Below are 21923 nucleotides of genomic sequence, written 5' to 3' on the forward strand. Positions count from 1 at the left end.
GATAAAAAACCGAACTTTTACTTATAGACTGCTTCCTATTTTTGATATAAAATGAATTAGTAGCTAGAAATCAAAGCTGGTTAGATCATTTTTTAGAACATTATTTTCTTATAACTACTACATTCAAGAAAGATCTTTATCACTTGATCGTAGTTTCATTATAACAATATATCCTATTTTTTTCACTATTTAATTAAAAAATAATCTATTTTAAATATCATTAATATATATTTTTCCAAAACTGTTGATGAAAAGTTTACGATAACTTTTCATCAACAGTTTTTATCTATTTATTAGGCTATCATTCTTTTTCTAATCAATCATTTATAGAATTATCTGTGGTAAAATAAGACAATAGTATACCCTTTAGAATAGGAGAACTTCGATTGGAAACAACACGTTTTTTATCTGGCAGCCAATTAAAATGGATTGCTGTTGTTGCTATGTTCCTTGATCACACAGCCAAAATCATTTCTTTTCCACCATCAGCAATGTCAGTTCCTTTTGCTCCGGGACCTACTCCTTTGTCTGAAACGCTTCAAGTGTTTTTCCGTGTTTTCATTATATTTGGAAGACTTGCATTTCCCATTTTTTGTTTTTTACTTGTGGAAGGCTTTCTTCATACTTCAAATACAAAACGCTATCTGATACGTTTATCATTATTCGCTTTTATTTCTGAGATTCCTTATGATCTCGCTTTTTCACACCAACTTATTGATTTGAAAAGCCAAAATGTTTTTTTCACTCTATTGATTGGTTTGCTTGTAATCATTGGGTTAAAAAAATTATCCGCACGATCGATTACAACGATCACGCTTTCTTTGATTCTGATAGGAATTGGGATTTTTTTAGCTGAATGGTTCCATACAGATTATGGTGGTTGGATTGGGGTTTTATTGATTGTCATTTTATATCTATTTAGAGATTTTCGTTTAGCGAAATGTCTTTTAGGTGCAGGGGTTCTTTTGCAAAATAGTCTATTTGGACCAACAGCTTTTCTTCCAATCTATTTTTATAATGGTAAACGCGGCAAACAGTGGAAATATTTTTTTTATTGGTTTTATCCAGTTCATTTGTTAGTACTGACTGGTATTCAACAGTTTTTGATCATGCCTTACTTCAACTAAATTAATAAATCAGCAAAAAAATAGCGAGCTAACACTTTTACATGTTAGCTTGCTATTTTTTGGGCTTTATACTTTCTGATGTTGATGAGAAATCACCGGCATCTTTTTTAATGTAAAATAATCGAGAAGATACCCTATTTTCATTAGAATTAAGTCGACGAAAACCAGTTAAAATGAAGTAAAAAATGCACTAGAATTACCTTATTCTAATAGACCATTAGAATGTTTAAATAAACATATTAAAGTGTTGACGATAGATGTTTACAGGTTGCGTAACTTTTACACTATCAAATTAAGAATTTCTTTTTATTTTGGCACAATTCTGTTTCAAAAAAAACCTAGAGGAAAGTTCCTCTAGGAATTATACTAATCGATTTAATTCTTTGGATTTTCTTCACAAACATTAGTTGACAAAGAACCCTTAATTAGTGTCTACATCATGCCGCCCATTCCCATTGAAGGGTCCATTGGAGGCATTGCAGCTCCTGCTGGTTCTGGTTTATCTGCAACTACTGCTTCTGTTGTTAATAATAATGCAGCAACTGAAGCAGCATTTTGTAATGCTGAACGTGTTACTTTGGTTGGGTCAACGATTCCTGCTTCTACCATGTTTACCCATTCGCCATTTGCAGCATTAAAACCAATACCTAAATCGATATTTTTTAATTTATCAACGATTACTGAACCTTCATATCCAGCATTTTCAGCAATTTGACGGATTGGTTCTTCTAGAGCACGAACAACGATTTTCACACCAGTTGCAACATCGCCTTCAGCATCTAACGCAGCAACTTTGCCAATTACATTTACTAAAGCTGTACCACCACCAGATACCATACCTTCTTCAACAGCGGCACGAGTAGCGTTCAATGCATCTTCAATACGTAATTTTAATTCTTTTAATTCTGTTTCCGTTGCAGCTCCAACTTTAACAACTGCAACACCACCAGCTAATTTCGCTAAACGCTCTTGTAATTTTTCACGGTCAAAATCAGATGTTGTTTCTGCAATTTGGTTTTTGATCAATTGAACACGCGCATCGATACCAGCTTTTTCGCCAGCACCTTCAACGATTGTTGTATTATCTTTATCAACAACAACTTTGCTTGCATTACCAAGATTTTCGATCGTTGTATCTTTTAATTCAAGACCAAGATCTTCAGTAATCACTGTGGCACCTGTTAACATCGCAATATCTTCAAGCATTGCTTTACGACGATCCCCAAATCCTGGTGCTTTAACAGCGACAACATTGAAAGTTCCACGAATTTTATTTAAAACAAGTGTTGGTAACGCTTCTCCATCAACATCATCCGCGATGATCAATAATGGACGGCTTTGTTGTAAGATTTGTTCTAACAATGGCAAGATATCTTGGATGTTAGAGATTTTTTTGTCAGTAATCAAGATATATGGATTTTCTAAAACAGCTTCCATTTTATCATTGTCTGTTACCATGTATTGAGATAAGTAGCCGCGGTCAAATTGCATTCCTTCAACAACGTCTAATTCAGTTTCGATCCCTTTCGATTCTTCGATCGTGATCACACCATCGTTTCCAACTTTTTCCATTGCATCAGCAATCAATTGTCCAACACGTTCTGAGCCAGAAGAAACAGCTGCCACTTGCGCGATTGCTTCTTTTGAATCAACAACAGTTGAAATGTTGTGTAATTCTTCAACTGCAGCTTTTGTGGCCAATTCGATTCCACGGCGGATTCCTAAAGGATTCGCACCAGCAGTAACATTTTTTAAGCCTTCACGAACGATTGCTTGTGTTAATACTGTCGCAGTTGTTGTTCCGTCTCCTGCAATATCATTTGTTTTAGAAGCAACTTCAGAAACTAATTTAGCACCCATATTTTCAAAGTGATCTTCTAATTCAATTTCTTTTGCAATCGTTACACCGTCATTTGTGATCAATGGTGAACCGAAAGATTTTTCCAAAACAACGTTACGACCTTTAGGACCTAATGTTACTTTTACTGTGTCTGCTAAAATATCTACTCCACGAAGCATTGCTGCACGCGCATCTTCTGCAAATTTGATTTCTTTTGCCATAATTCCTTCACCTCAAAAATTTTATTTTTTATTTTAAATGATTTTTTATGTTTAAAAATGAGTTACTCGACGATCGCAATAATGTCTTTACCAGAAACGATCAAATAATCATTTCCTTCATATTTAACTTCTGTACCTGAATATTTTTCAAACATTACGGTATCGCCTACTTTAACATCGGCAGGAACTTTTGTACCGTTCTCTAAAACACGGCCTTCACCTACTGCGATAACATTTCCGGTTTGAGGCTTTTCTTTGGCAGCAGATGCTAAGACGATGCCTCCTACTGTTTTTTCTTCTTCTTTCGCGACTTCAATAATGACGCGATCGCTTAATGGTTTTAACACAATAAATCCCTCCATAAAAAATATTTATCTTTTTTAGCACTCTTAGTTAACGAGTGCTAACTCACACTATTTATAATACTCATTTCCCTATCGTTTTGCAAGTCTTTTGACTAATTTTATAAAATAATTCTTCCTTCATTTTTTTGGACATGAGATTATCTTTTTACACTTTTGTACATTGCAACGCACAAGTCCCTTAATTTAGATTACTATATTTCTTCACTCTGATCCATTTCATGGTAAAATAAGAACAGAAAGAGAGGCGATTAAAATGAAACAACGAATCACCGGAGCTTTGACGATAACTGGACTTTATTTGATTATTGCAAATGTCGGTAACTTCTTTTTTGGAGTGAGCAGACGTTTTGATTGGACCACTACTTTATGGGAAGCAGCATTTTTCTTTGTATTTATTTTTCTATTATTAGGATATCGCAATAATCATCGAAAATAACAACCTGCTAAATTAAAAGCAAACTATAATGTACTTTTTCCGCTATGTAAATGTTGAAAGGAGTTTTTTTTCTATGCCTACAAATCTGTCTATTAAAAAACTAAGTTTTACAATGATCCTTCTATATGGCATCGTATTCTTTTCGCCTTTTCTTTTCAAGCCTTTTTCACGTGATATTATAATTAGTGCTACAACTGTCACGTATATTCTTGGCGCTGTTTTAATGATCTGGCTTTATTTTAAAAATAAAAAAACTGCTAGTACAATAGTAGAACAAGAGGCTAAGCTTACGTCTCCTGTATTTACTTTATTACTTGGATTCAGTGGAATTTTTATTGCCATGATTATTCAAGCGATCGTTTTTAGTATCGAAACAACAATCACCGGAGCTAAGCCTAGTTCAGAAAATACCCAAAACATTATCGCAGTTATTCTGGCTAACCCACTCTTTATTTTAGCAACAACTATTGGAGGTCCTATCATGGAAGAATTTGTTTTCCGTCGTTCTTTGATTGGCTTGACAGAGGCGTATACTGGTTTTTGGATTTCAGCTATTATTAGTTCTTCCTTATTCTCTGTTATTCATCAAGATGGGCATTTCTTTGTTTATTTTTTCATGGGCTTCTTTTTTGCCGTACTGTATAAAATGACTGGGAAAATTTGGACTTCGATCATTGCACATTGTGGGATGAATACGCTCGTTGTCATTGCCCAACTTATGTTGCACTACGGAAATATTGAACTACCTAAATAATGAGTTAAACAAGTCTCTGAACAATAAAACCTCCTATGATTGCATTTCTTACAAAATTGCAATCATAGGAGGTTTTTCTTATTCTTTTTCGTCTTCGACTTCCGTCTCAGCTAATTCATTATCGTGGTGTAAGAAGTAAATCAACGTTTGTAATTCATTTGTCAAATCAACATTTTGAATTAAAACATCTGTGGGCGCTACTAAACGGGCTGCTGTAAAGTTTAAAATACCTTTTACTCCAGCATCTGCTAACTGACTCACTACTTCTTGCGCTTTACGTGCTGGCAATGTCAAAATTGCTACCTCGATTTGCTGTACACGAATTTGTTCCATCATATCCGTCATAGGATATACCGGAATACCATCGACAATTCTGCCAACAATATCATCGTTGACATCAAATGCACAACTAACACGAATACTGTTACTTTGATGAAATTTATACTTTAGTAAGGCACTTCCTAAGTTCCCTACACCAATCAATGCTACGTTTGTTAATTCATCATCATTCAATGTTTTTGCAAAGAAATTCATTAAATTCTCTACATCGTAGCCATAGCCACGCTTACCTAATTCGCCAAAATAAGAAAAATCTCGTCGAATCGTTGCGCTATCTACTTGCACTGCATCACTGAGCTCAGTAGATGATACTTTATTTTTGCCTGCATCATGCAGAATTCTCAAATAACGATAATATAGGGGAAGGCGTCTTGCCGTTGCTTTTGGAATAATTTGGTCTTTCACAATCGTACCTCCAATACTCTAAATATAGACAAATATCCATCTCTCATGATAGCAGTTGTTCCAGATAAAAAGCAATCTTACAGCTCAGAAAAAGAAATATTTTTCAAACTTTCTTAAATAGTCCCGATAAATTTTAAGTCTCACTATAGGATAGGTGCTTTTTCCAACGAATTTATGCTACACTAAAGGCATTGAAATAGAAATGAGGATGCCCCATGATTTTACTCCAAGCAAATCAAATCGCCCGATATTTCGGCGCAGACACTTTGTTTGAAAACATACAAATGGAGATCAGTACCAATAGTCGGATCGCTTTAGTTGGCCGTAATGGTGCTGGTAAATCTACTCTTTTAAAAATAATTGCTGGAATCGATGCTCCTGATGCCGGGACAATCGCTAAAAATAAAACAGCCAGTCTGGGATACTTAGCCCAAGATACTGGACTTGATTCTGATAAAAGCGTTTGGGATGAAATGCTTGAAGCTTTTGTTGAAGTCATCACAATGGAAAAGCGGATGCGTGAACTAGAGCTGATCATTAGCGAACTGTTACCTGAAGCATCAAATTATGAATCTGTTATGAAAGAATATGATCGTCTACAACATGAGTTTTCAGAAAAAAATGGTTATGGTTATGAGAATGAAATTCGTTCTGTCTTACATGGCTTCGGTTTTACAGAAGATTTTTACTCAAAAAACATCAGTACATTGTCTGGTGGTCAAAAAACGCGTCTAGCTTTAGCACGGATGTTACTGCAAAAGCCTGATATCTTGATTTTGGATGAACCGACTAACCATTTAGATATTGACACTCTTTCTTGGTTGGAAAATTATTTACCTAGTTATTCTGGTGCACTTTTAATTGTTTCACATGACCGGTATTTCTTAGATAAAGTGGTTACAGAAGTCTATGAAATCAGTCGTCATAAAATGCGTTATTATAAAGGAAACTACTCTAAGTATTTAGAATTGAAAGCCGAACAGCTGACCAGTGAGTGGAAAGCATATGAAAAACAGCAGACTGAAATCAATAAACTTGAAGATTTTGTTGCCCGTAATTTAGTAAGAGCGTCAACTACAAAGCGTGCGCAAAGTCGTAGAAAAACATTAGAAAAAATGGAACGCCTAGATCGCCCTCAAGGGGATGAAAAATCAGCGAATTTCCTATTTGCTATTGAAAAAACTTCTGGAAATGTCGTCTTACAAATAGAAGATGCTGCAATTGGATATGATACTCGTATTTTATCTGAGCCTGTCTCGTTAGATATTCGTAGACAAGAAGCAATCGCTCTTGTTGGACCAAATGGAATTGGTAAATCAACATTACTCAAATCGATTATCGGAAGCATTCCCTTCATTAAAGGCACAGCGAATCTGGGTACAAACGTTCAAATCGGCTACTATGACCAAGAACAAGCAAATCTGCATGGTACGAAGACCGTTTTAGCTGAACTTTGGGATGAACATCCGACCACACCTGAAAAAGACATTCGCAGTGTTTTAGGCAGCTTCTTATTTAGTGGAAATGATGTTGAAAAAACGATCCCTCTTCTAAGTGGCGGTGAAAAAGCTCGTGTTGCTTTGGCTAAATTGTCCATGGATAAAGAAAATTTTCTGATCCTTGATGAACCAACTAACCATTTAGATATCGATAACAAAGAAGTTTTAGAGAATGCTCTGATCGATTATGAAGGAACTATTTTATTTGTTTCACATGACCGATACTTTATTAATCGAATTGCGACAAAAGTCATCGAACTTTCTGAGTCTGGTAGCAAGCTATATCTAGGAGATTATGACTATTATCTAGAGAAGAAAAAAGAAGAAGAAGAATTAGCTGCATTATTAGCTGAACAGTCCTCTGTAAAACAAATAGAAACTGCAAAACCTAAAAATGATTTTTATCAAAATAAAGAACAACAAAAAATTCTACGTAATTTAAATCGAAAAATAACCCAGATTGAAGAAAACTTAGCAACCTTGGACACAACGATTGCACAATTAGAACAATCGATGAGTGACCCTGCACTGGTTGATGATCATATGAAGCTAATGGCATTAAATGAAGAGCTAGAAACACAACGCGCACAACAAGATAAATTACTGACAGACTGGGAAAATCTTAGTTTAGAGCTTGAAGAAGTAGAAGAAAATAATTGACGAAAGGTGGACCATCATGACGTCAAAACGTATGAATGTGACACAACCTAAATACCAACAAATTGCTGTAGATGTAGCATCAAAAATTGCCGATCAAACTTTTTCAGTTGGGGATAAAATCCACGCACGCTCTACTTTGGCAAATAAATACAGTGTATCTCCTGAAACTGCACGTAAGGCAATCAGTGTATTAGTTGATTTAGAAATTGTCCAAGCAAAACATGGTAGTGGTTTTTATGTTCATTCCATAGAAAAAGCTAAACTTTTCGTCGATCAGTATCAAGATGTACAATCAATTCATGATTTAAAAGATGATTTAATCAACAGTGTCAAAAAGCAAAAGGAAGAACTAAGTTATTTTTCAAAAATATTAGATAAACTGGTTGATCAGACCAAGCGTTTTGATTCATTTAATCCGTTGAATCCTGTTACGTTTACGCTAACAGAAGAAGCATCACACCTTGAGATGACGATCAGCGAATTGAATTTATGGCAAAGCACCTCTGCTACCTTGATTGCTATCAAACATGGTGACGAATTACTCGTATCACCTGGTCCATATGCCAAGCTAACAGCAGGTGATACTATTTATTTTGTTGGTCATGAATCCACATTACAACGAGTTCAGAATTTTTTCTATCCGAATTGATAAACTAAAAAAACTCTAAACCAACCTCCAAATTTTGGGGCTTCCCTTTTGGAGGTTGGTTTATTGATAGACTATTTTTTATTTTTTACTAATCATAGTTTAAAATGCATTATTCACCAAAACATAAAGCGAATGACCATTCTTTTTACAGGCTTTAATCTTGAATTAGAAAAATAGTTTAATGTTTAAATATATTCAATTTTTATCCATTTCATTTAAGATACTGTTTAGAGCATTATCTAAATGTTTATCTAAAAGAATTCCCACTTGTTTTTCATCTTTCCTTTTCATGTAATGATAAATTTTTGTATGGTCCTCAATTGCTCCTTTACTTCTGTCTTTTGAATGCACTGAAACTTCTCTGAAATAGCTTAAATAGTTTTGAATATTTGCTATTGTATCTCTAAGACGAAATAAGTGACTTTTTTCATAAATAAACTCATTAAACTCCTCAAAAAGTGAAGCCAAATTACCACCAACTTTATCCTGTTGCTGCATCAAATACACTATTAATTCCAATTCTTTAAAATCTGCTTCACTCATTTCGTACATTGCAGTTATTGTGGCTAAACGATCCAAAGATTTTCTGATCGTAAAAATTTCATAAGCATCTCGAATCGTGATTCCTTTTACAATCATTCCTCTATCTGGAACATACTCTAATAAATTTTCATCTCTAAGTCTTTGCAATGCACCACGAAGCGGTGTTCTGCTAATATTAAATCTTGCAGAAATCATTGACTCATTAATCCGCGTTCCTACAGGGATTTTCCCGTTGAGAATTGTCTTTCTTAACGCCAAATAGACAGTTGTTTTCAGTGATTTCGTACTACTAAAATTTAAATTTGGTTCAATAACTTCAGCAATATCAGTTTTATTTTTCATAATTCACCTCTATCAATTCTCTTTTGAGCGCAGTTTATTTCTCAAAACCATTTGAAGAATTCCTCGATTTCTATAGTAATCTACCTCTGTTTGTGAATCAAATCGCGCACATACTTTAAATGTAATTGTTGCCCCATCTGGACTCGTAGCAAGAACATTGATTATTTCATTAGGCTGTACGGTATCATCAATTTCAAAATCGAAAATTTCGTTCCCTGTCAATCCTAGACTATTTGCATCTTCTCCATCCAGAAATTGTAGCGGTAAAACACCCATCATTAGTAAATTAGATCGATGAATCCTCTCAAAACTTTTTGCAATAACTGTATTTACGCCTAACAACCGAACCCCTTTAGCAGCCCAATCTCTCGAAGACCCCATGCCGTAGTCTTCACCTGCTAAAATAACCAGCCCTACATTATCTTCAATATACTTTTGGCTAGCATCAAATATGGAAAGAATCTTATCGGTAGGAAAATATTTTGTATATCCTCCTTCTTTACCATCTGCCAATTCATTTCTCAAACGAATATTGCTCAGCGTTCCTCTCACCATCACTTCATGGTTACCACGGCGACTTCCATATGAGTTAAAGGCTTGCGGCCGTACACCATGTTCAATCAGGTACTTTCCAGCAGGTGAATTTAAAGGAATTGCCCCAACAGGTGATAGATGATCGGTCGTAATAGAATCACCCAGTTTCGCCAATACGCGTTGCTCTTTTAATGGTTGGATTGGTTTAATGTGTAATTGCAATTGTTCAAAATAAGGTGGATTAGCAATATAAGTGGAGTTATCATCCCATTTATAAGTAGTTGACGATTTCGTCTTAATTTCATTCCAGTGCTGGTTTGAGTTAAATACAGATTTATACTCTTCTTTGTATAAATCTGTTTTGACATATTTATTCATTAATTGTTCTACTTCCTCATTACTAGGCATGATATCTCCTAAATAGATAGGTGAATTATGTTCATCGTAACCCAATGGTTCAGTAGTTAAATCAATTTTGATATTTCCTGCTATTGCATAGGCAATGACAAGGTGAGGTGCAGCTAAATAGCCTGCTTTTACATCTGCATGGACACGTCCTTCAAAATTACGATTTCCGCTCAATACCGCTGATACCAATAGATTTTCATCTTGAATAACTTTACTAACCGCGTCATTTAAAGGTCCAGAATTTCCCACACATGTCATACATCCGTACCCAGTAATATCAAACCCTAGTTTTTCTAAATAACAGAGTAAATTCGCATTTTCAAAATAGCGAGTTACAACTTTTGAGCCAGGTGATAAGGACGTTTTGACATATCTCTTAACTGATAACCCTTTTTCTACCGCTTTTTTTGCGAGAAGTCCGGCACTCAACATGATAAAAGGATTACTTGTATTCGTACAGCTCGTGATTGCAGCAATGACAACAGCTCCTGTTTCAATAACCTCCTGTGTTCCATCCTCATAATGAATAATCGCCTGTTTTCGTTCTTCTTCTGGTTGTAGACCATAACCACTATTTCCGTTGGGCAACGTTAGAGAGTTAATAAATCCTTGCTTAACTTTAGACAAAGGAACTAAATCCTGTGGACGTTTTGGACCTGCTAAACTTGGCTCAATTTCCTCTAAATTTAACTCAATGACATCACTATAATCCGCTTCTTTAGTAGGATCATAGTATAATTGATTTTCTTTCACATACGCTTCAATAATCATACGTTGCTTCTCACTTCTACCACTAAATGCTAAATAATTAAGTGTTTCTTGATCAATAGGGAAAAAGCCACAAGTAGCACCGTATTCAGGCGCCATATTCGCTACAACAGAACGATCAGATATTGTTAAATTTGCTAATCCTTCCCCAAAATATTCAACAAATTTCCCTACTACGTTTTTTTCTCTTAATAAATGTGTCAAGGTTAGGGCCAAGTCAGTTGCTGTAGCACCACTTCTAAATTTTCCTTTTAATCGAATACCTACAACCTCTGGAGTAGACAAATAACAAGGCTGTCCTAACATGCCGGCTTCTGCTTCTATTCCACCTACGCCCCAGCCTAAAACCCCAAGGGCATTGATCATCGTCGTATGTGAATCTGTACCAACCAACGTATCTGGGAATAAGTAATTCTCTCCTGACTTCGTCTCTTTTTGTGTTACAACATCAGCAAGATATTCTAAATTCACTTGATGGACAATACCAGTTGCAGGAGGAACGACTCTAAACGAGTCAAATGATTGTTCTGCCCATTTAAAAAAACTGTATCGTTCCATATTTCTCTTAAATTCTAATTCTTCATTTTTCTGAAAAGCTATTTTTGATCCAGCATAGTCAACTTGAACAGAATGATCAATAACTAAGTCTACTGGAATCTCAGGATTTATACTATTTGGGTCAAATCCAAAATCTTTAACCGCTTTACGCAATGATGCTAAATCTACAATAGCTGCCCCACCTGTCAAATCTTGTAAAATGACACGTCCGGGCTTAAAAGGAATTTCCATTTTTTTAGTATTTGGCAAATTCCAGTTTACCAGTTGTTGAACGACTTCATCGCTTTCTTCTGTTTCTTGACGTAAAACGTTCTCAAGTAATACTCTGATAGAGTATGGCAGACGAGAAATGTCAGCGTTGTTTTTTTCACCTAATGCCTTCAGACTAAAATAGTTATATTCTTTATTTTGAATTATTATTGTTCTTTTCATAGCTTAACCTCCAAAAATTGTTGTTTTAAAGTGAAAATACTTTATGATTAATACTAAAGGGCTTTATTGAAAGGGAGTAAACTTATGGAAATAAAAGATTTTGAGTATATTTGTGCTATTTTAGAATTTGAAAATTTGACTAAAGCTGCAGAATCATTATTTATTACTCAACCTTCCTTAAGCATGTACCTCAAAAATATGGAAGAACGTCTAGGTTTTCAAGTATTTCAAGTGATCGGGAAAAAATTTTCTTTAACTGTTTTAGGCGAAGAATATCTTGCAGCAGGATTAAGCATCCTTGAAATAAAAGATAATTTTCAAAGTAAATTGGAAACTATGTTGGAGCAACGCTATGGTAAAATACGATTGGCAATCCCCTTATTACGGAGCTCATATTTATTACCAGAAATTTTGCCTAAATTCGATACACTTTATCCCAATGTTAAAATAGAACTATGTGAAGATGCTTCTGTCGTTCTTGAGAAAAAAATCCAAGATGGACAGGCAGATATCATTATCATGAATAAGCCAGATCGTTTTTTAAATATGGATTATGAGATTGTTCGTAAAGAAAAAATATTATTAGCAGTGCCAAGATCATTCCTTAAAGAGGATCTACTATCACAAAAATCACAACACAAATATCCATACTTTGATTTACGTTACTTTAAAGATCAACGATTTATTTTACACTTTCCAAATCAAAGAACTGGTCAAATGGCAGAAAAAATTTTTCGTTATCATCAAATCAAGCCTAAAAATGTATTCTATACAAAAAATATCGAAACAGCTCTCAATCTAACTGTTGCTGGTTATGGTGTATCCTTTGTTTACGAAAATCATGTAGAACACTTGAACTTGAAAGAACGTCCTTTTTTCTTTTCAATCAGTCAATCTGACGAACATTTATTTTCCACAGAAGTATTGATTGGATACCGTAAAAACCGAATACTTCCGCCATATACTCGTGAATTTATCAATCTTTGTAAAACATTAATTTAAAAATGGTAACGGAATGATTCCGCTTACAATAGCGATTATTAGTTGAATGAAATAGCTAGGTATTCCCCATTTTAAGTATTCTTTTTGATAGTCTCCAAAACTGACTTCAGTTCGATCAACTAAGACGTAAAGAAATGCAACTAGAGGGCTCGCAAACCGCACAGCTTGCCCTATCAGTGAAGCAACCCCAATATTTACAGGTGTAGCCCCAAAACTATATGCAATTGGAGCAATGACAGGTAAAATGCCGAAGTAAAATGCGTCATTCGGTAAAAAGAATAGACCTGGTAGTGAAATTAGGGCTAGCAACAACGGAATATAACCTCCCATACTTTCAGGTAATAAAGAAACAATATGCTCTGCAATGCCTGCACTCATTCCACTACCATTTAATACACCCATGATAACGCCTGCACCAAAAACTAAGCTGACGGGTCCTAACGCTTCTGAACCATTTGCAGTTAATCGTTGCGCTTGAAGAACCGGATTTTTATAGTTAACAATCAGTGCAATACTTGTTCCAACTAAGAATAAGATGCCTCCATTAACTGTATCCAATACCAACAACGCCATGATGACGATTGTCAAAATAAAATTGAATAACAATAATTTAGGTCGTTTTAAATTATCTGGATCATCATTTAGTGATTTCATGATTGCCTTTAAATCTTCTTCAGTAACAATACTCTTTCCAGCAGTATAACCTAAACGTGCGCGCTCTTTTGTCCCATAGCTATAAGCCATGTAAGCTGTAAGCAACGTTGCACCAATCATTCCAGGAATCAAGGGTAAGAAAAATTCTTTTGGTCCTATATTCAATACTGGCATGGCTCTTGCCATAGGTCCACTCCACGGTACCAAGTTCATAATCGAATTTGGAATAGCAATCAATACTGCTAAGTATAGCTGTCGCATTTTCATTTTTTTGAATAACGACAAAACGGCTGCTGTTACGATCAATACTGTTGTCGTACCATCACCATCTAAAGAAACAATCGTTGATATGACAGCTGTAGCAATGCAAAGACGAAGAGGATCTCCTTTTGCCCATTTGATCAAAACTTTGCTTAATGGATCAAAAAGGCCAACATCCAACATAATAGAGAAATACAAAATAGCAAATAATAATAATGTAATAGTAGGTGCTACACCAGATTTTACTTTGTTACCAACAACTTGATAATATAATCCTTCATAAATCCAATCAAAAACGTTTAAAAATGATTGTCCTGTATAACTAGCTGCAATTAAACCAAAAGCAAGAGGTATAAGAATCAGCCCTGCGAAAGGGGAGATTTTTTTCGTAAGTAACAGTGCCATAAATACAATGATCATCAAATATCCCAATAAAGCCAACATACTTTTTTCATCTCCTTTTTAATCTAAAAAAATACTGTACCTGTCAAAATTTTTCTCGCCGTTCTATAGGAAGAAATAGAACGGATAGTTACCCCCTCTTCCTTATTTAATTCATAATTGATTGTTGTTTCAATCAAACCGTCACTATGACCAAAAACCAATTTTGTTTGATTGCTTGACAGATTATTTTTTTTTAACAGTAAATTTGGAATCGTACCAGGTATCACACAAGCTGCTGCTGTACAAAGTGCACCAGTTAAGGCAATCGTTTTATGTGCTTTTTGCATACTCATCATTCGAACAGCTAAATCATAGCTATCTGACCTGATATTTTCTCCACCTACTGTTGTATAATTTTCAGCGCTACTTACTAGCGTAAGCTTAGGAACTCCTGGTGATTTTTGAGAACTTTGATCCGCTGTTTTGATAAATCCTAGTTTTTCAGCTGCTGCACCTCTGATTTTCTCTAACAATCTTAATCGTTCTTCACTATTGTCGATTTCAGAAGCATTCTCATTCCCAACCAGACCAACTTTATTCGCTTCTATAAATACTAAAGGATTTGCAGCATCAACAATTGATACATCTATCTCACCAAAATCTTCTACTGTTAGTGTGTCTATTACATTTCCTGTTGGCAACAATTTTCCTGTTATTGAACCAGCGGGCTCCATAAACTCTAATACAATTTTAAGTCCGCTTCCTGGTACTCCAGAAATTTTAAAATCTCCTTTATATACTAATTGACCGTCAGGAGTAGGAATATGTTCATAGATTATTTTATTTGTATTCTTGTTATAAACTTTAACTGTAGTTATAGGGTCAACCGCATCCACTAAACCGCTTTCAATCGAGAAAATGCCAACTGCAGATGAAATATTTCCACAGTTTCCAGCATAAGAGACAATTGGCTTGTCAATAGCTACTTGTGCAAAGGTATAATTCACATCCCACTCTTCATTTTCTTCATTTGAAATAATAGCAACTTTGCTTGTAGTTGAAACTGCTCCTCCTAACCCATCAATCTGTCTTACGTCTGGACTCCCCATTATTCTTAGCAATACCTCATCTTGATCATAACCGAGTCTATCCAAATCCTTCTTTAATAGGAATACACCTTTACTCGTACCTCCTCGATAAATACTGCACTCTATTTTTTTCAATTCTATCCCTCCTATCTGGCTTAATTATATGTTTGAAAAAACCTGAAGTACAATCAATATTTTTGATAATAACTATCAGTGATAACTATTATCAATCAACATTGCTATAGACTTCACTATCACCAATAGCTTGACATGTAAAACACATCGTGCAGTAAAGAAAAAATTCAATAAAGATGATATCTTTACAGGGTAGTCACATTGATTTTTCTCTCTTTAGATCACTAATTTGACAAAGTGACTACACGATGTTAATCTAGAATGGTCACTTTTTTTACAGAAAAGAAAATGATTTTTCTTTACATTATTTTGTAAAAAACAAAAAAAGTATAATTTATATTGGCTAGCTTCGCAGGCCAACTACTCGGAAAAAAGATAAAATCTGATTGTAGCAAAAAACGCCACCCTCTGATTTTTCTATTTTTCTGTGGTAGTTGGACGAGCCTGTTATACTTTTAGTGTTATCTAGCTTTACGAGCTAGCCTTTCGGGAAGAAGATAAAAACTGAATGAGACAAAAAGCGTCTCAGTCATTTTTTCCTATTTTCCTGTCAGGGCTAAACCAGCTCGTTACGCTTTTAGTGTTATCTAGCTTTACGAGCTAGCCTTTCGGGAAAAAGATAAAAACTGAATGAGACAAAAAGCATCTCAGTCATTTTTTCCTATTTTCCTGTCTAGGCTAAACTAGCTCGTTACGCTTTTAGTGTTATCTAGCTTCACAGGCTAACTCCTCGAAAAAAAGATAAAATCCGATTGTGGCGAAAAGCACCACCCTCTGATTTTCCTATTTTTCTGTCGGAGTTGGACGAGCCTGCTCAGCTTTTAAAATAAGGAGGAATTTTGTTTTGCCCAAAGTACAAGTCTCGCATTTAACAAAAATATTCGGTAAAAAATCAAAACAAGCACTGGATATGATCAAAGAAAACAAAGATAAAACCGAAATCTTGAAAAAAACTGGTGCTACTGTCGGCGTATACGATGTGAATTTCGAAGTAGAAGAAGGAGAAATTTTCGTGATCATGGGGCTTTCTGGTAGTGGTAAATCAACATTGATTCGTCTTTTGAATCGTTTGATCGAACCCACTTCTGGAAATATTCTTATCGATAATCAAGACATCTCAAAATTGGATAAAGAAGGCCTTAGAGAAGTTCGTCGTAATAAGATGAGCATGGTTTTCCAAAATTTTGGTCTCTTCCCTCACCGCACGATTTTAGAAAATACAGAATATGGTTTAGAAGTTCGCGGTGTCCCAAAAGAAGAACGTACTGCTAAAGCCGAACAAGCGTTAGAAAACTCAAGCTTACTCGCTTTTAAAGATCAGTTTCCTAAACAGCTGTCTGGCGGAATGCAACAACGTGTTGGCTTAGCCCGAGCCTTAGCTAACGATCCAGAAATTTTACTGATGGATGAAGCCTTTTCTGCTCTTGATCCGTTGATTCGTCGAGAAATGCAAGATGAATTAGTAGATCTACAAGAAAATGTGAAAAAGACGATCATCTTTATCACACATGATTTAAATGAAGCATTACGTATCGGCGATCGAATTGCTCTAATGAAAGACGGTCAGATTATGCAAATTGGTACTGGTGAAGAAATCTTAACAAACCCAGCCAATGATTACGTTCGTACCTTCGTTGAAGATGTAGATCGTTCTAAGGTTTTAACTGCTCAAAATATCATGGTTCCTGCATTAACAACTAATATTGAAATTGACGGCCCAACGGTTGCTTTAACACGGATGCGTCAAGAAGAAGTTAGTATGCTTTTAGCTGTTGATAAAAAACGTCAACTAAAAGGGGTCGTCCGAGCTGAGCGAGCGTTAGAAGCACGTAAAGCAGGTAAACCATTAACTGATTATGTGGATACAGATATCACTTCTATCGACAAAGATATGCTCGTCAACGATATTTTCCCAATCATCTATGATTCACCTACACCAGTTGCTGTAACGGACAACAATAAATTGCTTGGTGTCGTCATTCGAGGCAGCGTTCTTGAAGCATTAGCAGAAACAGAGGTGAATATCAATGAATAATTATCAATTACCAGTAGCAAGTTGGGTCGAAACGATCACTGAATGGATGACGAATACTTTTTCAGGAGTTTTCAGTTTCTTCCAATCAACAGGTCAAAGTTTAATGGATGGAATCACCTCTCTATTAGTTGCGATTCCTCCCGTACTATTTATCATTATTTTAACTGCCATTGCATTTTTTATTTCAAATAAGAAAATTGGTTTAAGCTTGTTCACACTGATCGGGTTACTTTTCATTTACAATCAAAATTTATGGACAGATTTGATGAGTACCGTAACTTTAGTTTTACTTTCTAGTGTAGTTTCCATCGTCATTGGTGTACCACTAGGAATTTTAATGGCAAAAAGTAACAAGGCGCAAAGTATTATTACCCCTATTTTAGATTTCATGCAAACAATGCCTGGATTTGTGTATTTGATTCCTGCAGTAGCATTCTTCGGAATCGGGATGGTTCCTGGGGTATTTGCCTCAGTGATCTTTGCATTGCCACCAACTGTTCGTTTTACCAATCTTGGGATTCGTCAAGTACCGAAAGAATTAGTTGAAGCTTCTGATTCATTTGGTAGTACGGGTTGGCAAAAACTATTCAAACTTGAGTTACCATTAGCTAAAAATACGATCATGGCGGGGGTCAACCAGACAACAATGCTGGCACTTTCTATGGTGGTTATCGCATCAATGATCGGTGCTCCTGGACTTGGTCGCGGCGTTCTTTCTGCCTTACAACGTGCCCAAGTCGGAAATGGTTTTGTTAATGGGGTTGCTTTAGTTATTTTAGCGATTATCATTGATCGTTTTACTCAAAATTTAAATAAGAAAAAATCAACACCAGCTAAATCAAAATTATCTAAAAAACAAAAAATTGGTGGCACTGCTGTTGCTATTGTAGCGATTATCGCTTTGATCGCCGGCTCTACTCTGTTCTCTTCTGCAAAAAATGAAGAAAAAAATATTTCTCTTTCTTATGTAGAATGGGATACAGAAGTTGCTTCAACTCACGTGATCGGTGAAGTGTTAAAAGATGTAGGTTACAATGTCTCACTGACACCGCTAGATAATGCCATTATGTGGGAATCTCTCTCAAAAGGGGAAACAGATGCAATGGTTGCCGCTTGGCTTCCTGGAACTCATGGTGAACAATACAAACAATATAAAAATAAAGTGGATGATTTAGGTGAAAACTTAAAAGGTGCTAAACTTGGTATCGTTGTTCCACAATATATGGACGTTGATTCAATTGAAGATTTAAAAGATCAAGCTGGTAAAAAAATCACCGGGATCGAACCTGGTGCAGGTGTTGTTGCGGCGGCTGAAAAAACACAAAAAGCTTATAACAACTTATCTGATTGGTCAGTTGAAACTTCTTCATCTGGTGCCATGACCGTTGCTCTTGGACAAGCCATCAAAAACAAAGAAGAGATTGTTATTACGGGTTGGTCTCCACATTGGATGTTTGCTAAATACGATCTTAAATATTTAGAAGATCCAAAAGGCACAATGGGCAAAGAAGAAACAATTCACACAATGGCTAGAAAAGGATTAGAAAAAGAAAATCCTGAAGCCTATAACATCTTGAAAAATTTCCATTGGACAAAAGAAGATATGGAATCTGTGATGTTAGAAATCAATAATGGTACTGAACCAACTCAAGCTGCTAGAGACTGGATCGACAGTCATTCAAAAGAAGTCGCTGAGTGGAAAAAATAATAAAAAATGCTGGCCATGATTTTTATGGTCAGCATTTTTTTCAGGATATAACTATTTTTTCACTGTCGTCTATCAAAAAAACTGTCATTTCAACAAAGTAAACGCTATAATCCATAGTAGGAGATGATAAAAATGGAACTAAAACTAAAATTAACACAAACCTTGACTCAAAATAGTTGGCTAGAGTTTAATAAAATCTACATGAAAAATAAATATAAACATCGAAGATATTTACTTTTAAGTTTATCTATTACTAGTTTTTTTCTGTTCATCATTTCTATTTATTTAATCTGGAAATTTTTCCAACAAGATACATTCAAATTTATATCCATCAACTTAGCTGACATACTGCATTATTGTCCGATATTTTTTTATAGTGCATTACTTTTTTTGGTAATAGGTCTAGAACTGCTGCTTATCTATTATAAAGAAATTGATTTTAGACTCAAAAAAAGTTTAAAAGATCCGTCAAACAAATCATTTTTTATCGAAAAGGAGTTTATTATTACAGATGAATCTGTTGAAGTAAGGACACAATTATCTGTTTCCACTTATGAATGGTCCAGTTTCATCCGATGCATTGAAACGAATGATTTTATTGCGCTACAACTAAACTCGACTTCAGTTTTATTAATTCAAAAAAGAGAGTTACAGCAGGAAGAACTTTCTCAACTACAGCAAATAATTTCTGGAAAAATGGCTGATTCATATGAATTTTGGAACGAATCAAGCATTAACAGCAGGAAAATACATTATTAAGTTCAACAACTATTTTACAAAAAAATAACCGCTCGACTGGGTGATCGAGCGGCAAAGGAGTTCTTTTTACTTGAGGAGTAAAAATGAAAAAGTGTTTTGTTTGGGTTTGTTATTGGGTATGTCTATATAATAACGTGGAGGTTTGAAGAAACTATGCCCAAAACATTTAGGTTTTCTATAGAATAGTTAAGAAAAAGTAAACAGAATTTTGAGAAAAACTAAAAAAGTTAATGATAATGCTGAGTATTCCAACTCGACATCATCATTAACTTATTTTTATTTTGGTGTCACGTATGCTAACGTATTAGCTGTGTCTTTATCAATTACTCTAAATGAAACGATTCCTAAACCAGCAACATTCATTTCTGAAATTAGGATAGATCCATCATCATACACATGTTCAACAAATGCCACATGTCCATACGTTCCATCTGCTCCAGCAACTGTTGGTTGGAAACTAACGGCCGTTCCTGCTTTAGGTTTATTAGAAACCTCATAGCCATTCGCTTTACCAGTTGCTCCCCAGTCCATTCCATTACCCATTGTTGTTTCGACAGAACCATCTAACTGAACAATACGGTTATAGACATATTGCGTACAGTTTCCTGCTGCATACGCTTCTGAACCAGAATAGGTTTCACCTGTATACTCTTTAAAATCACTATCTGGATGACTGTCTGAAACAATGATACCACTTGTTGAAGTAGATGGTTTTTCTTTGTCATACTCAGTCAAATCATATTCTTCAATAAAAGCATTTAGCTTTTGATCATAACTCGTATCCGTTGCATAAACACCTGTTAAAGATTTTGTCGCTTCACGATAGCTCACGGCATTTGACTTCCAAGTCCCTGAATAAATTGTTTTGTTTGAATCGATGCCTTCTTTCATTAACTTAGCATAATCCTCAAACGATTCTTTGTATCCAGGGTATTTTTTGAAAGAAGCATCAATCGTATACCAATTGCCAGATCCGTCATCTTCTTGTGTAGAAAAGACAACTTTCTCTCCTTTGTACTCTCCTTTGATTCCGAAGAGATTGTGATAAGGCTGTTGGCTTAAATCACTATTGCCAGATCCTGTTTCTAAAATGGCTTGAGCAATCATAACAGAGGCATACAAGTCATTTTTTTGACCTACAGCACGAGCTTTTTCACCGATACGGCGAATGAATGTTTCTGTTGGTTCATTTTTAACGACCTTGATAGTTTGATCCAATTGCGCTTCAGTAGGTGCATGATCAACGGTTGGCTGAACAGGCTGCTCTGGTACTACTGGCGTTTCAATTGGAGCGCTTGGTTGTGGCGCTACTGGGACTTCCTCATGACTACTTGCCGGAGGTTGTACTTCTTCTGACGACTCGGTACTGGTATTGGTTGATTCAGTTGTACCAGTTTCTTCAGTTGAAGATGAATCTGTCGGTGTCGTTGTGTCCTCAGTTGAAGAACTTTCTGTCATTTCTGTCGTTCCTTCTTCGATGTTGTTTGATCCTGACTCTGTTTGCGTCAATTCATCAGCATAACCAATTACTGGTACAAAATTAACACTGAGCAATACACATATCATCTGTAGTGATAATAGTTTTCTTTTCATTCATTTTAGTTCCTCTCACATGTATTAAAGATTCTGATATTCATTGATTCTTAGAATCTATCACTCATCTTTTTTGGTTGATCCTTATTTACTGTTAGGCAGTCAGGTAACTCTGTAATAACTCTTAAAGCACTGAATAATGCACGCGGCAATTCCAGTTTTTAAAACTTTTGAGTGTGAGAATAACATAAATCTCTTATTATTACTGAATTTCTTGGGATATTGTTCCATGTACCCACCAGCCTTTTGCCTCTAAAAATCGCGTTTAAACTTCTATAAGTTGAGTTTATTTTACCATAAGTATAAGCGAAAATCTTGTACTTAACTCAAATGATTGGAAAGTTTCGAAAAAAATTCATGTTTCGGACAAATTATGGTCGAATTTTAACAATCAAACGCTCTCTTTATAGAACCTCTTAATGAA

At 35.3% G+C, this 21923-nt stretch carries 17 protein-coding genes; 9 read left to right on the top strand and 8 right to left on the bottom strand.

From position 1 onward, the window contains the following. The first annotated feature begins 386 nt into the window (after positions 1-386). A complete protein-coding gene (locus IGJ02_RS10580; RefSeq protein ID WP_430601948.1) occupies positions 387-1127 on the top strand; it encodes a TraX family protein in 741 nt (246 codons plus the stop codon). 432 nt (positions 1128-1559) lie between these two features. Here IGJ02_RS10580 and groL read toward each other — a convergent pair whose 3' ends face one another. After that, positions 1560-3188, bottom strand: coding sequence for a chaperonin GroEL (gene groL, locus IGJ02_RS10585; protein ID WP_430601949.1), 1629 nt, complete (start codon positions 3186-3188; stop codon positions 1560-1562). A 62-nt stretch (positions 3189-3250) separates the two neighbouring features. Next, complete coding sequence (gene groES / locus IGJ02_RS10590) at positions 3251-3535, bottom strand: co-chaperone GroES (protein WP_430601950.1); 285 nt, start codon at positions 3533-3535, stop codon at positions 3251-3253. Positions 3536-3806: 271 nt separating this feature from the next. On the opposite strand from groES, the gene IGJ02_RS10595 reads away from it, so the two are divergent. Both IGJ02_RS10595 and IGJ02_RS10600 read left to right on the top strand, forming a co-directional pair. Beyond that, positions 3807-3989 carry a hypothetical protein gene (locus IGJ02_RS10595; RefSeq protein WP_010763255.1) on the top strand — a complete coding sequence of 61 codons (183 nt, stop codon included), beginning with the start codon at positions 3807-3809 and terminating at the stop codon, positions 3987-3989. An 85-nt stretch (positions 3990-4074) separates the two neighbouring features. Further along, positions 4075-4743, top strand: coding sequence for a CPBP family intramembrane glutamic endopeptidase (locus IGJ02_RS10600; RefSeq protein WP_430604103.1), 669 nt, complete (start codon positions 4075-4077; stop codon positions 4741-4743). A 78-nt stretch (positions 4744-4821) separates the two neighbouring features. Here the strand turns inward: IGJ02_RS10600 and IGJ02_RS10605 are convergent, their stop codons facing one another. Then, on the bottom strand, positions 4822-5487 hold the full coding sequence (locus tag IGJ02_RS10605) for a redox-sensing transcriptional repressor Rex (RefSeq protein WP_010763253.1): 666 nt from the start codon (positions 5485-5487) through the stop codon (positions 4822-4824). A gap of 215 nt (positions 5488-5702) precedes the next feature. Here IGJ02_RS10605 and IGJ02_RS10610 point away from each other — a divergent pair, with 215 nt between their 5' ends. Then, a complete protein-coding gene (locus tag IGJ02_RS10610; protein ID WP_430601951.1) occupies positions 5703-7646 on the top strand; it encodes an ABC-F family ATP-binding cassette domain-containing protein in 1944 nt (647 codons plus the stop codon). A gap of 16 nt (positions 7647-7662) precedes the next feature. Continuing rightward, complete coding sequence (locus IGJ02_RS10615; protein WP_430601952.1) at positions 7663-8295, top strand: TrkA C-terminal domain-containing protein; 633 nt, start codon at positions 7663-7665, stop codon at positions 8293-8295. 195 nt (positions 8296-8490) lie between these two features. On the opposite strand, the gene IGJ02_RS10620 is transcribed toward IGJ02_RS10615, so the two are convergent. Then, positions 8491-9180, bottom strand: coding sequence for a GntR family transcriptional regulator (locus tag IGJ02_RS10620; protein WP_430601953.1), 690 nt, complete (start codon positions 9178-9180; stop codon positions 8491-8493). 12 nt (positions 9181-9192) lie between these two features. Further along, complete coding sequence (acnA, locus tag IGJ02_RS10625) at positions 9193-11880, bottom strand: aconitate hydratase AcnA (protein ID WP_430601955.1); 2688 nt, start codon at positions 11878-11880, stop codon at positions 9193-9195. Positions 11881-11964: 84 nt separating this feature from the next. On the opposite strand from acnA, the gene IGJ02_RS10630 reads away from it, so the two are divergent. After that, on the top strand, positions 11965-12882 hold the full coding sequence (locus tag IGJ02_RS10630) for a LysR family transcriptional regulator (RefSeq protein ID WP_430601956.1): 918 nt from the start codon (positions 11965-11967) through the stop codon (positions 12880-12882). Here IGJ02_RS10630 and IGJ02_RS10635 read toward each other — a convergent pair. After that, positions 12874-14241, bottom strand: coding sequence for a CitMHS family transporter (locus IGJ02_RS10635; protein ID WP_010763247.1), 1368 nt, complete (start codon positions 14239-14241; stop codon positions 12874-12876). The genes IGJ02_RS10630 and IGJ02_RS10635 overlap by 9 nt on opposite strands. A 23-nt stretch (positions 14242-14264) precedes the next feature. Then, the gene (locus tag IGJ02_RS10640; RefSeq protein ID WP_430601957.1) at positions 14265-15404 is read right to left on the bottom strand and encodes a 2-methylaconitate cis-trans isomerase PrpF family protein; all 1140 of its coding nucleotides are present in this window, start codon (positions 15402-15404) and stop codon (positions 14265-14267) included. An 844-nt stretch (positions 15405-16248) separates the two neighbouring features. Between IGJ02_RS10640 and IGJ02_RS10645 the strand changes: the two genes are divergently transcribed. From IGJ02_RS10645 to IGJ02_RS10655, 3 genes are all read left to right on the top strand, one after another. Next, positions 16249-17439, top strand: a complete 1191-nt coding sequence (locus tag IGJ02_RS10645) for a quaternary amine ABC transporter ATP-binding protein (protein WP_010763245.1) — start codon at positions 16249-16251, stop codon at positions 17437-17439. After that, a complete protein-coding gene (locus tag IGJ02_RS10650; protein WP_010763244.1) occupies positions 17432-19147 on the top strand; it encodes an ABC transporter permease/substrate binding protein in 1716 nt (571 codons plus the stop codon). Before IGJ02_RS10645 ends, IGJ02_RS10650 begins: the two co-directional genes overlap by 8 nt. A gap of 132 nt (positions 19148-19279) precedes the next feature. Next, the gene (locus IGJ02_RS10655; RefSeq protein ID WP_430601958.1) at positions 19280-19906 is read left to right on the top strand and encodes a YcxB family protein; all 627 of its coding nucleotides are present in this window, start codon (positions 19280-19282) and stop codon (positions 19904-19906) included. A 276-nt stretch (positions 19907-20182) separates the two neighbouring features. Here IGJ02_RS10655 and IGJ02_RS10660 read toward each other — a convergent pair whose 3' ends face one another. Continuing rightward, complete coding sequence (locus tag IGJ02_RS10660; RefSeq protein ID WP_430601959.1) at positions 20183-21499, bottom strand: glucosaminidase domain-containing protein; 1317 nt, start codon at positions 21497-21499, stop codon at positions 20183-20185. Positions 21500-21923 lie beyond the last annotated feature (424 nt).

The sequence above is a fragment of the Enterococcus sp. DIV0724b genome (assembly GCF_050531475.1).
Lineage (GTDB): Bacteria > Bacillota > Bacilli > Lactobacillales > Enterococcaceae > Enterococcus_L > Enterococcus_L haemoperoxidus.